At 42.4% G+C, this 14,470-nt stretch carries 15 protein-coding genes; 3 read left to right on the top strand and 12 right to left on the bottom strand.

Annotated features, from left to right (window positions below; all coding sequences use genetic code 11):
• Positions 1 to 99 precede the first annotated feature (99 nt).
• The 5 genes from ADM90_RS13035 to ADM90_RS13015 form a co-directional block, all read right to left on the bottom strand.
• The gene (locus ADM90_RS13035; protein ID WP_053995417.1) at positions 100 to 2,259 is read right to left on the bottom strand and encodes a DNA cytosine methyltransferase; all 2,160 of its coding nucleotides are present in this window, start codon (positions 2,257 to 2,259) and stop codon (positions 100 to 102) included.
• Positions 2,252 to 3,493, bottom strand: a complete 1,242-nt coding sequence (locus ADM90_RS13030; protein ID WP_053995416.1) for a site-specific DNA-methyltransferase — start codon at positions 3,491 to 3,493, stop codon at positions 2,252 to 2,254. The genes ADM90_RS13035 and ADM90_RS13030 overlap by 8 nt, the downstream gene beginning before the upstream one ends.
• Complete coding sequence (gene metK, locus ADM90_RS13025; RefSeq protein ID WP_147716701.1) at positions 3,474 to 4,649, bottom strand: methionine adenosyltransferase; 1,176 nt, start codon at positions 4,647 to 4,649, stop codon at positions 3,474 to 3,476. The genes ADM90_RS13030 and metK overlap by 20 nt, the downstream gene beginning before the upstream one ends.
• Before the next feature lie 20 nt (positions 4,650 to 4,669).
• Entirely contained in the window at positions 4,670 to 5,221 is a 552-nt protein-coding gene (locus ADM90_RS13020; protein WP_001029957.1) for a P27 family phage terminase small subunit, read from the bottom strand.
• A 111-nt stretch (positions 5,222 to 5,332) separates the two neighbouring features.
• Positions 5,333 to 5,692 carry an HNH endonuclease gene (locus ADM90_RS13015; RefSeq protein WP_027625333.1) on the bottom strand — a complete coding sequence of 120 codons (360 nt, stop codon included), beginning with the start codon at positions 5,690 to 5,692 and terminating at the stop codon, positions 5,333 to 5,335.
• A gap of 284 nt (positions 5,693 to 5,976) precedes the next feature.
• On the opposite strand from ADM90_RS13015, the gene ADM90_RS13010 reads away from it, so the two are divergent.
• The 3 genes from ADM90_RS13010 (at position 5,977) to def (ending at position 8,207) form a co-directional block, all read left to right on the top strand.
• Positions 5,977 to 6,150 carry a helix-turn-helix transcriptional regulator gene (locus ADM90_RS13010; RefSeq protein ID WP_053995414.1) on the top strand — a complete coding sequence of 58 codons (174 nt, stop codon included), beginning with the start codon at positions 5,977 to 5,979 and terminating at the stop codon, positions 6,148 to 6,150.
• Positions 6,151 to 6,247: 97 nt separating this feature from the next.
• On the top strand, positions 6,248 to 7,444 hold the full coding sequence (locus ADM90_RS13005; RefSeq protein ID WP_053993757.1) for an IS256 family transposase: 1,197 nt from the start codon (positions 6,248 to 6,250) through the stop codon (positions 7,442 to 7,444).
• Positions 7,445 to 7,631: 187 nt separating this feature from the next.
• A complete protein-coding gene (gene def, locus ADM90_RS13000) occupies positions 7,632 to 8,207 on the top strand; it encodes a peptide deformylase (RefSeq protein ID WP_027625331.1) in 576 nt (191 codons plus the stop codon).
• Between the two features lie 191 nt (positions 8,208 to 8,398).
• Here def and ADM90_RS12995 read toward each other — a convergent pair whose 3' ends face one another.
• The 7 genes from ADM90_RS12995 to ADM90_RS12965 all read right to left on the bottom strand — a co-directional run bounded on the left by ADM90_RS12995 (position 8,399) and on the right by ADM90_RS12965 (position 14,419).
• Positions 8,399 to 8,812 (bottom strand): DUF1492 domain-containing protein, encoded by a 414-nt coding sequence (locus ADM90_RS12995; RefSeq protein ID WP_033826692.1) that lies wholly within the window; start codon positions 8,810 to 8,812, stop codon positions 8,399 to 8,401.
• Positions 8,809 to 9,027, bottom strand: a complete 219-nt coding sequence (locus tag ADM90_RS12990; RefSeq protein WP_033826693.1) for a hypothetical protein — start codon at positions 9,025 to 9,027, stop codon at positions 8,809 to 8,811. The genes ADM90_RS12995 and ADM90_RS12990 overlap by 4 nt, the downstream gene beginning before the upstream one ends.
• The gene (locus ADM90_RS12985) at positions 9,027 to 10,388 is read right to left on the bottom strand and encodes a DEAD/DEAH box helicase (protein WP_053995413.1); all 1,362 of its coding nucleotides are present in this window, start codon (positions 10,386 to 10,388) and stop codon (positions 9,027 to 9,029) included. Before ADM90_RS12985 ends, ADM90_RS12990 begins: the two co-directional genes overlap by 1 nt.
• Positions 10,369 to 10,650 carry a VRR-NUC domain-containing protein gene (locus ADM90_RS12980; protein WP_053995412.1) on the bottom strand — a complete coding sequence of 94 codons (282 nt, stop codon included), beginning with the start codon at positions 10,648 to 10,650 and terminating at the stop codon, positions 10,369 to 10,371. Before ADM90_RS12980 ends, ADM90_RS12985 begins: the two co-directional genes overlap by 20 nt.
• Positions 10,651 to 10,869: 219 nt before the next feature.
• A complete protein-coding gene (locus ADM90_RS12975) occupies positions 10,870 to 13,236 on the bottom strand; it encodes a virulence-associated E family protein (protein WP_053995411.1) in 2,367 nt (788 codons plus the stop codon).
• A complete protein-coding gene (locus ADM90_RS12970) occupies positions 13,233 to 13,667 on the bottom strand; it encodes a DUF7768 domain-containing protein (RefSeq protein WP_027625325.1) in 435 nt (144 codons plus the stop codon). The genes ADM90_RS12975 and ADM90_RS12970 overlap by 4 nt, the downstream gene beginning before the upstream one ends.
• A complete protein-coding gene (locus ADM90_RS12965) occupies positions 13,667 to 14,419 on the bottom strand; it encodes a phage antirepressor KilAC domain-containing protein (protein ID WP_027625324.1) in 753 nt (250 codons plus the stop codon). Before ADM90_RS12965 ends, ADM90_RS12970 begins: the two co-directional genes overlap by 1 nt.
• Positions 14,420 to 14,470: the final 51 nt, after the last annotated feature.

Below are 14,470 nucleotides of genomic sequence, written 5' to 3'. Positions count from 1 at the left end.
TTCATACCGCCTTTCTACTTTCGGTACGTACATATATCACTCTAAAAGCTGTTAATATCAAGTCATTTAGAGCATCTTTCTGTAGAAAATACTGTTCCATTAATCGGCGGTATTTTGTGTAGATAACACAATGCCAGTCAGCACAAAACAAACGCATGGAAGTGCTACACCATTACCCCACATTTTGTATTCAGCTGAATCGGAATGAGGATTGTTAAGCCATTTTATAATCTGATTTCTTGTTTTTGGCTTTTTGCTTTTACCTATAATTTTGCGGTGAGTTTCCCAAACCTCCGTCCAGAATGAAATTTCATCTTCTATAGGATTTTCCGTACCAAGGTCAACACACCAATCATCGGGGAAGCCTTGCAATCTTGCACATTCCGTTGGTGTAAGCCTTCGAACAATATAGTCCGGTTCAACCAAGCCATTTTGATAACCTGGATTGGTGCCATTGATAATCGTATTTGATGTACCATCCTGTCTGTAGCATTGACTTTCAGCTTTCATCTGAGGATAAAACGAAGCTGGTTGCGCCACTGCTCCAGGACCTTTAGCTGTAAGCGTAGGTTGCTGTTCTTCATCTATAGTCGGTTTATATAGAGCGTTCTTTCCTTGATTAAAAGCCGCCCGATCAATACCGTAAGAAGGCTGAGTCACAACAGGAGCATCCTTATAATCTCTCGACAATAACGTTGGTGCTTTATCTTCTTCAACCTGTGCATAGGCTCCGGTAGTCATGGCATAGGCAACAGCATGACGATCGGCGGTATTAAGCGTAAAAGAAACATCTTCATCTATACCGCTTCCTTGGGGACCGTTTTTATCCTCTCTACCAATCATCGAGCCTTGCAGAGCAACTACTGCAATACCACCTTGATTACACCCCGGATTTCCTCCATTGGCATCAATAGTTCGAGAAGTATCCGCTTCATATATACCGCTATGTGGATTGCTTGACTGCATGGAATTGCTTTTATCAGAACATATGCCATATGCGGTAGGCACAAAAACGGTTTGATCATTATTGCATCCAAGAGTTGCAGACTTATCATCTTGTATCAATGCACCCTTACCACCGCCTTCACAGCCAGAGCGGATTTTTAACGTTTTAGGAGTGTTCATAATAAGGGGTACATTCCCGCCACCAGTTCCCATCCGAGAGGTTAGCGTCTGTACTTTATTATCCTCCGAGAGTTTCACACGGCTATCGGTTGGATGGTTTTCTATTACAACAGCTGTTTGATTATCTCCCATGTTTGCACGAAGTGATCCACTTAAGTTTTCGTCAGTATGTCCCCCAATGCGAGAAGCCGCACCAGGTTCAAAGGACATGACTGTACCCGGGACAACGCCTGCTCTAAGTGTAGGGGAGCGTTCTTCCTCAAATCCTACACTTCTGCTCTTGGCACTGTGTTCAGTACAAAATCCGCTTGACTGCATTACGCAAGGCTGGTGTCCATGTTCCTCTGCTCGAAGTGTTGCAGTAATATCCTTCGAAACAGACATCACTCTTCCGCCTTGGTCATTTAGGCAAGTTATGCTATCGCCTGTTTTTCCAGTGCATTTTTTAGCATTGTCGGCAGTTCTTTGCCACGGGCTGCCGCCCGACGTAAAATTCCTTGGCATGCCTTCGGACTCAAATAGTATTTCTCCGGCACATCTGTCTGCAAAATCTGCGACAAGGTAGATTCTACGACGACGTTGGGGGACTCCGAAATATTGCGCATCGATAGTTCGGTAAGCCACACTCCATCCGTCTCCCATATAGATGTCTGCGTAAGGCCATCGTCTTTTTTCAGGAAAAGGCACCGAGGTGTTCGGTTCTTTGACACCGATAACCGTTTCGAGGACTGCCCTGAAGTCCTCTCCTTTATTTGACGAGAATGCGCCGGGGACATTTTCCCAGACTGCGTACCTTGGATATTGTCCATTGGTCTTACACCTCATTTCTTTAATAATTCGGATTGCTTCATAAAAAAGGACGGATTGCTCTCCGTCCAGACCGGCTCTTTTACCCGCCACACTCATATCCGTGCATGGAGAACCAAAGGTTATGATATCTACAGGCGGAAGCTCCGCACCATTTAATTTGTTTATATCTCCATAATGCTTCATCTGAGGGATACGTTTAGTCGTAACCCTTATAGGAAACGGCTCAATTTCAGATGCCCATAAAGGTTCGATGCCACAAAGCAAACCACCCAGAGGAAAGCCACCACTACCATCAAAGAGGGAACCAAGTGTTAATTTACTCATCCTCATTCACCTCTGGCAGGTCACAATATCTGAATTTCGAACCATCTCTTAATAGAAATACACCATCAGAATTTCCCACTTGCTCAATATACCTTTTTACAATGACATCGCAGTACTTTTCATCAAGTTCAATGGTGTAACAAATTCTATCGGTCTGCTCACAGGCAATCAGTGTGCTTCCTGAACCACCGAAGGGATCAAGCACAATGCAGTTACTAAGGCTTGAGTTCATAATGGGATATGCCACAAGTGCCACTGGTTTCATGGTTGGATGGTCGCCGTTCTTCTTTGGTTTCTCAAACTCCCAGATAGTGGTCTGCTTACGGTCTGAATACCAAAGATGCTTGCCTTTCTTTTTCCAACCGAAAAGAACCGGTTCATGTTGCCACTGGTATGGGGAGCGTCCAAGAACAAGGGACTGCTTTTTCCATATACAAGTACCGGATAGATAAAATCCCGCATCGGAGAATGCTCTTCTGAAATTGAGTCCTTCCGTATCAGCATGGAATACATAAATAGAAGCGTCCTTTGCCATCGCTGCTTCGGTGTTTTGAAATGCCGCAAGCAGAAAATCATAGAACGCTTCATTAGCCATATTGTCATTTTTGATTTTTCCAGCAGTGCCTTCATAGTTGACGTTATATGGAGGGTCCGTAACTACCAGATTGGCAGCTTTCCCATCCATCAAGACATCAAAGGTGTCTTTCTTTGTACTGTCTCCACAGACTAATCGATGCTGTCCAAGTAGCCAAACATCCCCTAAATGCGAAACAGCGGGCTTTTTCAGCTCACTGTCTACATCAAAATCATCTTCTTTTATATTATCCTTAAGGGAATCCTTGAAAAGATCGTCCAACTCTCCCGGGTCAAAACCTGTCAAAGACACATCAAAGTCTGAAGCATTTAGGTCCGTGATGAGAAGTGCTAATTTGTCTTTATCCCAATCACCACTAATTTTATTTAGTGCAATGTTCAGCGCCTTCTCCTTTTGCTCATCCATTTCAACTACTACGCATTCTATCTCATCTATACCCATACTAAGCAGGACTTTTAAACGCTGATGACCTCCGATAACTCTGCCTGTAGTCTTATTCCATATAACGGGTTCTACATAACCAAACTCCTCAAGGGAGCGTTTAAGTTTCTCATATTCCGAATCACCCGGTTTTAAATCTTTCCTTGGGTTATATTCAGCGGGGATGAGTTGTTTCGTTTTAATCTTCTCTATCAACATACTTTTCCACCGCCTTTCTAAATTCACTGTATTTATTTACATCCTCCCACGGGAACAGACAACTGTTAAAGTGACCATAAGCCGCGGTGTCAGAGTAAATCACATTTCTAAGACGCAGTTTTTCAATGATGGCCGCAGGTCTTAAGTTGAAAGTTTCCTGGGCAGCAAGAGTTAATATTTCATCAGAAATAGTGCCAGTACCCAGGGAATTTATAGTAAAGGCTACTGGGTTTGCCTTACCAATGGCATAGGAAATACTCACTTCACACTTCTTTGCATAACCACACCAAACAATATGCTTGGCAATATACCGAGCCATGTAAGCACCGCTTCGGTCAACTTTGGTTGGGTCTTTACCACAAAAAGCACCACCTCCATGAGATGCAAGCCCTCCATAGGTGTCGACCATGATTTTTCTTCCGGTCAAACCCGTATCGGCAGCGGGACCACCAAGTACGAACTGACCTGATGGATTGATGAGAATTTCTGTTTCATCATCAAAAGGGAAGTCTTCAAAGCACTGCCATAAGACATTGTTAAGGATATCTGCCTTAAGTTCTTCCTGTGTTTTATTTTTATCGTGCTGTACCGATATCACAATCGTCTTTATTCTCACTGGAGTGTCAGCTTCATATTCTACCGTTACTTGTGCTTTACCATCGGGAAGAATCCCTTTTATCAGCTTTCCTTTACGACAATCATCCAGTCTCTTTACGATTCTGTGAGAAAGTACAAGGGGTAGGGGAAGCATTTCCCTTGTTTCCTTTGTAGCATAGCCATACATTGTTCCCTGGTCTCCGGCACCTATGGAACCGTACTGTTCATTTATTCCATTTCGTGCTTCTAGCGCGGTATTCACACCAGCCGCAATATCTACACTTTGATTATGTACATATACATAAATCAAAAATTTTAAAGGGTTGTATCCCACATCTTTCAGTACAGTATTTACAATGTCTCTAATATTCACTTTCTCGCTGCAGGAGATCTCGCCCGCCACGATAATTTTTCCTTTAGTCGCCATAACCTCGCAAGCCACCCTTGATGCCCTATCTTTACGTAAGCAAGCTTCCAAAATGCTATCTGCTATGATGTCGCATAGTTTGTCAGGATGTCCAGCACATACACTTTCTGCTGTTAAATATCTTTTACTCATTACATCATATCTCCTCATTTTTATTTTCCTCTGCGGGCAGATAGCAGTCGCTCCATCACATCGTCCTGTGGGTTTAAACCAGAATACTCTGTAGCACAGTTCTCTCTAACGATTTGATATATCTCCATCCATAGCCTGTTTGTCTGACTCATAAAGTTCTGACTCATCGCTACATAAGGACTTTGAATAGCATTGCCGGTGGTTGGGTGCTTGGCTAGAAAGCCAAACTCGGTTACTGCTTCCTCACACTGTATCCATCTGGCCGCACTCATGGCATATCGCTCTAGAAGCTGTGGAAGTACCAAATGGGCACAGCCACGTTCCTCAAGCCATTTCCATGTAATTTCATAGATTTCACTCGCTACTAGGGTTTTTCCATCCTTTTGCACTGCGGAGAGCATGGCCATTGGCTTTGGCATTTCCTGCCCCTTCAGGTCAGCAGTATTTTGGAACTCAACGACTTCAAGCTTTCTTTTACCAGGGTTTCCCTCTGCAATTTTGTCAGCAAGTGGTTTCTTCTTTTGACCGGAGCCTATACGGGCGCCGCCACGATTTGTTCCATCTTTGGCCATTCACTCACCTCTTTTCGTCGATGGGCCTATTACCCCGTTTGAAACCGCGAATTTTCACGCGTTACCCCACGCCCGTTACACAAATGAAAAGCTGTGGAGATTTGACTCCCCCTATCGGGTTCCCCAACGGTCTCCATCTCTTGCCGTGATTGCAGAGTGGCAAGGAGTACAAAGAGCCATCAGATTACTTCTATCGTGAGTCCCTCCTCTTGCAAGAGGGAGAATATGATGCACTTCGGTTGCTGGGGTCAGCTTTCCTTGTCGTTTACATTCCTCACAAAGAGGATGAGCTGCAATGTAACGGTCACGTATCCTTTTCCAAGCACGACCATAACGCTTACGGGTTGATGGGTCACGATCATACTTTTCATACCGTGCAGCTTCCTTCTTACTATGCTCTTCACAAAAGCGCTTGTCGGTTAGTTCTGGGCAACCAGGGTAAGAGCACGGTCGCTTAGGTTTCTTTGGCATACTGCACCTCCTTTTGCCCATAGAAAAAGCCCTCGCAGGAGTGGTTCTCCCGTGAAGGCTTCTGTTTATTAATATTCCATACTACCATTATATAACTTTCACTACAGACAAACAGTGTCATCGTATGCCAAACTGTGCCAAAGTGTGCCAACCTTTTGCGAGCATTCAGATTACTGCGTACAAAAACCACCAATAGATATTTTCAAAAATATCCAAAGTTATTGACATGTTTATTGTAATTGTTATAATAACAATGTCCAATATCTTTGACATAGGTGATACTGTTGAAAAATAAAATTAAAGCAATACGGAACAAATTGGGGATAACACAAGAGCAACTTGCTAAGAAGTGTGGAGTTGTTAGACAAACAATAAATTGTATAGAGAATGATAAATATGATCCCACACTGGAACTGGCTTTCAAATTATCAAAAACGTTAAAAAAAAAGAGAGTATAAAATATTTTGTGTAAATAGAAAATTCCATAGAAAAAGGAAGACCCTTTCTTGGTAGAATTAAGTCACCACAACCAATCCTAGAAAAGAGGTCTTCCCTATGAATCAGTTTACAACAGAAATTGTCGATGCACTAGTCAAAAAACAAGATATTACCGAGGTTTTTCGTTCGCACTTGGAAATGGCGATCAACTCGCTACTGGCGACAGAGCTGACGGAATTTTTGGATTACGAAAAATACGATCGTATCGGGTTCAACTCAGGCAATTCTCGCAATGGGTCTTATTCGCGTACACTTCACACGGAGTACGGCGATTTAACGCTTCAAATCCCGCGGGATCGCAACGGTGAGTTTAAACAACAGACAGTGGTACCATATAAGCGCTCGAACGATACGCTGGAAGAAACGGTCATTCACTTGTTCAAAAAAGGCATTACGATGGCGGAAATTGCGCAATTAATTGAGAAAATGTATGGGCATCACTATACGCCGCAAACGATTTCGAATATGACAAAGGCTGTTTCAGAAACGGTAGAAGCCTTTAATAACCGTCCTTTGCACAATCGTTACGTATGCGTGTATTTAGACGCGACGTATATTGCCGTGCGTCGTGATACGGTGTCAAAAGAGGCCGTCTATATTGCAGTTGGTATTCGTGAAGACGGCTCTAAAGAAGTGCTTGGCTATACGATTGCCCCAACAGAATCGGCCTACAACTGGCAGGAGCTACTACAAGAGCTCAAAGACCGTGGTGTAGAAGACGTACTTTTATTCGTATCAGACGGCTTAAAAGGCATGGCAGACGCTGTGTTTAATGTGTTTCCAAAGGCAAAATATCAGGTGTGCCTTGTCCATGTGGCACGCAATATCATGCATAAAGTCCGAGTAGAAGATCGCAAGGAAGTGTGCGAGGATTTTAAAACGATTCACCAGGCAAAGAACGCTGAAGCAGCGAAAAAAGCGCTCGAGACGTTCTGCGAAAAATGGGGCAAATCGTATAAAAAAGTCGCACAAGGCTTACTCGAAAACCCGTATTTACTGACGTTTTACGGCTTTCCCAAGGCGATTTGGCGAAGCATCTACTCGACGAATTTAATCGAGTCGTTCAATAAGCAAATCAAAAAATATACAAAGCGCAAGGAACAGTTCCCGAACGAAGAATCGTTGGAGCGCTTTTTAGTGACGCAGTTCGAAGACTATAATCAACGTTTCGCCACACGCTGCCACATCGGCTTCAATCAGGCCCGTGCAAAGCTAGAAGAAATGTTTGAGCAGCTGCACGAACCGGCAAACTAGACCGGGACGCGCCAGCGCGAAATTTGAGTGTGTAGGAAAGGGCTAGCCCTTTCCTACACACTCAAATCAACACTTCGAACAAGTACAATTGAATACACAGGTGATGAGTTCCCTTGAACGGGTGAATCGTCATTTACACAAAAATATTGACAGTACCAAAGTATAAAGGTAGATGAATTGTTTATTTATGAATAAATTTCATTCAAATTATATAATAACAATGAAAGATATTGTAAGGGAAGGTAATGATATCTTACATCGACCAACACTGGAAGTGATGGTACCTCCCCCTGAGGAAGATAAGGAAACATTAACTAGTATGATGAATTTCTTAAAAAATAGTCAAGACCCCATTCTATCCAAAAAATATAAATTACGTGGAGGAGTTGGATTATCCGCGAATCAGATTGGCTTGAATAAGCGAATGTTTGTAGCGTATTTCACTGACGAGATGGGGAAAGAACATGAATATACCCTTATTAATCCAAAAATTATTAGCCATTCCGTTTCTATGATTTACTTACCACCAAGTGAAGGGTGCCTATCTGTTGATCGAGATATAAATGGGTTCGTACCAAGATATGAGAGAATTAAAGTGAAAGGGTTTAATTTAGAAGGAGAAGAAATAATATTAAAACTCAATGGCTATTCCTCTATTGTTATTCAACATGAAATAGATCACCTAAATGGAATTATGTTTTATGAGCGTATCAATAAAGAAAATCCTTTCAAACTACCAGAAAACTGTAAAAGTTTATACTGAGATCATGCATTAGGTCGGTATTCAAAGTGGGTAAGCAATGAGTTGTTGTTTTGACAGCTCATTTTAATTTAATAATCATTAAAAAGGAGAAACTAATTATTTAAATCACTGTAATTTTCATACAATGACTAAGGTAATGGTGAAGAGGGCCTTTTAACCCTCTTCCTGCACTATTTTCCGGTTACTCCTTTTTATTTTGGAACCTTTAAATGTTGCAAAGCGGATGAGTGGAGTCTGTGTACGGTTCTCATAGAAACATTAAGGTTGACACAGATTTCTTCCCAGTTAAGAAAGTTAATGTATCGGTAGCGAAGAAGTAGCTTCTCATCCACGTTTTCCATCTGGTTAATCGCTTCACGGATATCTGATTTCAGCTTTACTAATCGTTCAACTTCTTGCTGTATTTGTTGCTCCAAATCTATTATTCTAATCACATATTTTTCAAAGGGTGGGTCAGTACTCTTGGTTCGACTGACTTTTTCCTCAAGAATGGGGGATGAAATACTTCTTGATAGATTTCTTAAGTTTTGCAACTCTTCAAGGTCGGAATTAATCAATTCATTCAGGCGATAAGCCTGCTTTAAGAATTCCTTAGCTGTCATCATCGCACCACCTCCTCTTGTAGCTGTTGAATTAACATGTCAGGGTTTAGGGAGGTGAGAACATTGAACAATCCAGAATGAAAGAAGCGCTCAACCTCACGTTTTGTATATAAAGCAGAATCATTGCGAGGGTGTTTTGCTAATCTTTTCAGTGCAAAACGATAATCCTTGACTGCCTGTAGAATAATGGCATTTGCCAGTTTTTCAAAAGCGTCCATCATACAACTTCCCTCGCTTTCCCAAGATTTGCTTTGACTGCATTGATAAGATCGGATTGTGTCTTTTCCTTTTGTTTCAAGGCTCTCATCACATCTTCATCAATCGTGCCTTTAGTAATAATGTGGTGGATTACCACGGTCTCATTTTGTCCTTGTCTCCAAAGTCTCGCATTGGTTTGCTGATAGAGTTCCAGACTCCAAGTAAGTCCAAACCAGATAAGCGTTGAACCTCCACTTTGTAAATTCAAACCGTGTCCAGCCGATGCTGGATGGATAACTGCCACAGAAATATCACCATTATTCCAATCCATGATGTCTTTGGAAGTTTTAATTTCTTTGACATTGTATTTTGCTTTAATACGCTTTAAATCGTGATTATACCAATAGGCAATAAGCACAGGTTTGCCGTTTGCACCTTCAATTAGATCCTCAATAGCATCTAGCTTGCGGTCGTGAATAATATGAGGATTTTTATCATCATCGTAGATTGCACCATTTGCCATTTGCAGGAGTTTCCCTGAAAGGACGGCTGCGTTCATGGCATCAATCTCCTTATCAGCAAATTCAAGAACCATCTCTTCACGAAAGTGATCATATACTGATTGTTCTTTGTCATTTAGATACACAGGCACTTCATTGATCATGCATTCTGGCATTTTCAGAAAATCCACTGATTTCATGGAAATGGTGATATCCGAAATGAGCCGATATATGGCATCTTCAGCACCTGGCAATGGTTTATATGAAAATACAATCTGCTGATTACGTTTATCCGGTGTAAAGAAGGAATTGCGGTAGTGAGTGATGTACCTGCCGAGTCTTTTACCCATGTCAAGGATACGAAACTCTGCCCACAAATCCATTAACCCATTACTGGAAGGTGTACCCGTAAGACCCACAATTCGTTTTGCCCTCGGCCTTACTTTTAGTAAACTTTTAAATCTTTTTGCACCATAGGACTTAAAGGATGATAGTTCATCAATGACCATCATATCGAAATTAAAAGGGATACCACTTTTGTTTACCAACCAATCAACATTTTCTCTGTTTATAAGATAGACACTTGCAGGTTTCCTAAGAGCCGCCAATCGCTCCTGTTCTGTGCCGATGGCTACCGAAAACTCTAGCCCTTTTAAATGCTCCCACTTATTTATCTCAGCTGGCCAAGTATCCCTAGCTACTCGAAGTGGGGCAATGACCAGAACCTTTCCAATTTCAAAACGATCAAGACACAGGTCGAATATAGCAGTTAGAGTAATGACGCTTTTGCCAAGACCCATTTCTAAAAACACCGCAGCAATGGGATGCTCTAGAATGAAGTTCGTTGCATAGGTCTGATATTTATGAGGATTGTATTTCACCGAGTATCCCTCCAATCTGCTTAACATCATCAATGACATAGCAGGCAAAGCCTAACTTCTGTAATTGCTTTATTCTTCTAATCTGTAACAGTCGAGGTTTCTTCCCGGGAGCCTTTAATTCCACAAATGCCATCTTCCCATGTGGTAAAAGCACCAGGCGATCTGGCATCCCATCTAAACCTGGGCTAACAAACTTCGCAGCAATGCCTCCCATCTTTTTTACCTCAGTCACCAGTTTCTTTTCGATATATTTTTCAAGCATAAATACCTCCCATGTAAAAAGGCTCGGAACAAGAAAACAACTTTGACCCAATTTTCCTATACGCGCGTGTATGCGTGTATGCACAGGCTACTATTACTTCTTTTTATTATTTATAAATAAATAGGTTACTTCTTGTTCCACTTGTTCCGAACCGTTGATTTTCCTTTTCATTACTAACTTTAGGGAAATAACAAGTATGGGAACAAGGTAAGATACAACTTAGCGTTGTTCCTCGACTCGGGAATAAGCTCGTTGCTTTCCGTAGACAGGAAACGTTACAACACCATTCTTGTTCCCAGTGTACTTGTTCCACTCACTGATCTTTCTCATAATGGCACCGATGGCATAGGAATCTGAAGGCTTTAGCAATGATGCCTCTTTACCGAAACACTCACACCAAATTTCCATATTACAAACAAGGGTCCTTTTTACTGTTCCAACACGGGTGCCGCCGCCAAATTCGCTACCGCCAAGGAAATTTCTACGCTCGTACAAAGACATCGTGTCCCAATCATCCGGCAAGAGCGTATCTAGATAGGTACGAACCAGTCCTTCTCGTTCATCTGTTTCCATCGCATCCGCCTGTTCACTCGTCGCCATGGATACATCATCACCTTCAAGGTAGAGTTTTTCGCCCTTCTCATAAAGCACTAGTGCTTCTGCCCAAATCTGCTGTACTTCCTCTTTGGTCATCTGCCAAGCTTTCTTTTTACCGTTACCGTTAATGCGGACTGGCCAAAATCTGCGGTTGCCCGTGATATCTCGAAGAAATCCACTTTCTGCATTCGTTGAACCTACAATTACACACTGACGGGGATGGCTTTCGACGTTGACCCCATAACTGGCACGGTATTTATCATCCGCCCTTGAAATAAAGGACTTCACAATCTCCACATCCGTCTTACGCATTCCAGCAAGCTCACCGAGTTCCAACAACCAATATCCTTGAAGTTTTTCAGCACCTGATTTATCTTTCATGTCCGTAATGGTCAAACTGTCTGAAAACCAATCTCCGGCAAGCTTAGCAAAGAAGGTTGACTTACCGATGCCTTGAGGACCATTTAAGATAAGAACACTATCAAACTTTGTGCCTGGTCTATAAATACGGGCTACCGCCGCAACCATCGTTTTGCGAATAATTGCCTTTGTGTAGGAATTATCTGTTGCACCGAAATAATCAATGAGTAGATTTTCTACTCGGCTAATACCATCCCATTTTGGCAGGGAGTCTAGGTACTCCTTAACAGGATGGTAGGCTCGTTCTGATGCTACCGCTACCACAGCATCCTTGGTCTTGGTAGGAGAATAGACCCCGTATTTGCTGCTTAAGTACACCTTAAGAAGTGCGTTATCCGAATCATTCCAACCCGCCTTAATCTGGTCCCAAGGCAGACCACCTTTGGCATCAATACCATCACGATGGCAGTTGAAAGCGATATGCTGTAAATCTTCATCATGCCGAATAATCAGAACGATGTTATCCAGTGTGTCTTTTATCCGACCTTGCTTATCTAGTTCCAAACCTGTCTGCCAATCCTCAGCACTAAACTCCTCTTCAGCCTGAGCCTGCCTTTCCTTTGCGAACTCAGCTTTTACCGCTTCATCTTTTATAGAAAACTCGCACATTGCCACAAAAGACGGCATCCTACCAGGAGCCGTAGTCGTGGAAGCTCTATCATCTAAAGAGCCGAATTTATGAATACGAACAAGGTCAAAAGCATTAAGGAGCAGGCCGCTTGCTGGGTCGGTGGCATGGTGGCTGTATGCAAATTTATCATCATAGATAATCACACCCGCACTACTGTCAGCTGGAATATAGTCATAGCGCCCTTCCATAGCAGATGGTGCATAAACGGAACCTAAGAATTTCTCAATTGCTTCATGAACGGAGTAAGCACGACAGAAAGTTCCTACCACACCTTCTTTTAAAAGCGGATCGGCTTGTTCTTTAAGACTACGATTAATAACCTCAGACTGCCTACTTGATACGGGCCAAGTTGATGTATCGTGCCAGTTTTCATATTTTGAAAGATAAATATTCGGGTCAAGTAATGCTCCATCCTGCTCTTCATAGACAAATTCACCATTAGAGGAAGTGGATGGCCAATACATAAGGCGATGTGCTTCATATGTCGTATCATCGAAAAGGTCAATACCGATTTCTTTTGCCACCATACGTCCAACGGCTGCATATTCTTCTTCACTGATCTCACGAGCAAGAGGAACGATAAGTCTGAGTCTCGGATTTTCCGGTGTGTGCTTATGGGTGGAGTAAACACAACATTTGAAATCGAAAAGTATTGAGATTTGTTCCCAAATATCTGGTCTACCGTAATCCATATCGAGGGTAAGCAAAGAACGACACAGAACATTGCCCTTCTTTCGCCTTCCTTCTTTTAAATGTCCTCCGACAAAGCCGCCCACATCCTTGATATCATCTTGCTGGCCTTTTTTAAGTTTCCGATATTCTTCTACCGTTTCTGTAGTACGTTGGGTTGTCTTTACACGGGAGCAAAAATCCTCCCAGGAGATATCTTTGTTTTTCCATTTCCTATCCATCCGGCTATTGCCCACTGCAATTTTCATAAGCTTTCAACCTCCTCATGCTCCGGATTAAAATACCTGACCGTTTGTCTGCGTTTCTTGGCTACTTCAATTTTCCTCGCCATACCGCTTGAGATGGTATTGCCCAGCACCCACACCTCGGAGCATTTACCCATAAGCACAATGTCCATAAATATGGCACGTTCTCGTTCCTCTGGGTTTTCATCATCCATAAACTGCGGAAACATAAGGTGGGGAGCAATTGGGATACAGTTTTGGTCTAAGGCAAACCTGCAAAAACTGCGAGCCTTTTTAATGTTTCCTTCTACATCACCGGAATAGGGAGAACAGATATATACAAGCGGCTTAAAGGCAGATTTTTTCTCTGCCTTTTCCTTTCTTATTATGTTAGTCAGTGCTTCATGGGGAGTTGGGTCATGGTATCCTTCATGGTTAAATTTGTTGATTCCCATTACACACCCTCCATTTCTATCTGAGGCAAAATACCGTCCGCCTTCATCAGTTCGTAAATGAAGAGTCTGCCTTTTTGAGTCCAATATGTATGGACCTTTGTATGCTGCTGCCCGTTACTGCCTAGGTAGCTATGTGTCTTAGTGCTGGTGTAGCCTTTTTCCGCATGCTTCTGATATAAAAGCCAAATGCCGCCTTGTTTAAACTGGATGCCCTTTTTATTAAGATAGCGGTTCATCCAAATAGCTGACTTGCCGTAATCTTTGGCAATTGCTGATGTGGAAATGAGGTCTTTGCAATTTAAAACCACATCGTAATAAGAGACTTTCGGTTTCATTTCTGCAATTTGCTGATTCTGAACAGCAACTGTACCTTCAAGCACTTTATTTTGTTTCCTTACTTGTGTTAGCTGTTGATTGGCAATCTGAAGTGCCCTTGCCATGATTGCTTCTGGGGAATTCCATCTTCTTTCTATTTCAAGAAAGTACCCGCGGCACTCTTTCCCTTTTGGAGTACGCTGTATCATGCATAGCTCTTTTGCCATGTCAATTGTTAACTGATGGTCTATGCTTGGTCTGCCTCCAGTACTTTCGCTCAAAAATGAGCTAAAGTCTGACCCTTCCTCAAATCCGTACTCACACATTCTTGGAAACCAGTCTTTATAAGCGGTCTTTACTTCCAAGGCTTCATGTAAATCACGACCGAGTACGGTGGGTCGTTGATTTTCATAGTTGATTTTTACTAATTCGTCCATACGAATTACCTCCTGCAATATAGTCAGAGAGGAAACCCCTCTACCTAATAG

This window comes from Lysinibacillus macroides, from assembly GCF_001281525.1.
GTDB lineage: Bacteria > Bacillota > Bacilli > Bacillales_A > Planococcaceae > Lysinibacillus > Lysinibacillus macroides.
This window is presented reverse-complemented; position numbering and strand designations above follow the sequence as displayed.

Excerpts from the sequence above, each read along its gene's own strand:
- def (WP_027625331.1), top strand. The coding sequence starts at position 7,632 with ATGAATAAATTTCATTCAAATTATATAATAACAATGAAAGATATTGTA.
- ADM90_RS12975 (WP_053995411.1), bottom strand. The coding sequence starts at position 13,236 with ATGAAAATTGCAGTGGGCAATAGCCGGATGGATAGGAAATGGAAAAAC.
- ADM90_RS12980 (WP_053995412.1), bottom strand. The coding sequence starts at position 10,650 with ATGCTTGAAAAATATATCGAAAAGAAACTGGTGACTGAGGTAAAAAAG.
- metK (WP_147716701.1), bottom strand. The coding sequence starts at position 4,649 with ATGAGTAAAAGATATTTAACAGCAGAAAGTGTATGTGCTGGACATCCT.
- ADM90_RS13005 (WP_053993757.1), top strand. The coding sequence starts at position 6,248 with ATGAATCAGTTTACAACAGAAATTGTCGATGCACTAGTCAAAAAACAA.
- ADM90_RS12965 (WP_027625324.1), bottom strand. The coding sequence starts at position 14,419 with ATGGACGAATTAGTAAAAATCAACTATGAAAATCAACGACCCACCGTA.
- ADM90_RS12995 (WP_033826692.1), bottom strand. The coding sequence starts at position 8,812 with ATGATGACAGCTAAGGAATTCTTAAAGCAGGCTTATCGCCTGAATGAA.
- ADM90_RS13020 (WP_001029957.1), bottom strand. The coding sequence starts at position 5,221 with ATGGCCAAAGATGGAACAAATCGTGGCGGCGCCCGTATAGGCTCCGGT.
- ADM90_RS12990 (WP_033826693.1), bottom strand. The coding sequence starts at position 9,027 with ATGGACGCTTTTGAAAAACTGGCAAATGCCATTATTCTACAGGCAGTC.
- ADM90_RS12970 (WP_027625325.1), bottom strand. The coding sequence starts at position 13,667 with ATGGGAATCAACAAATTTAACCATGAAGGATACCATGACCCAACTCCC.
- ADM90_RS13030 (WP_053995416.1), bottom strand. The coding sequence starts at position 3,493 with ATGTTGATAGAGAAGATTAAAACGAAACAACTCATCCCCGCTGAATAT.
- ADM90_RS13035 (WP_053995417.1), bottom strand. The coding sequence starts at position 2,259 with ATGAGTAAATTAACACTTGGTTCCCTCTTTGATGGTAGTGGTGGCTTT.
- ADM90_RS13015 (WP_027625333.1), bottom strand. The coding sequence starts at position 5,692 with ATGCCAAAGAAACCTAAGCGACCGTGCTCTTACCCTGGTTGCCCAGAA.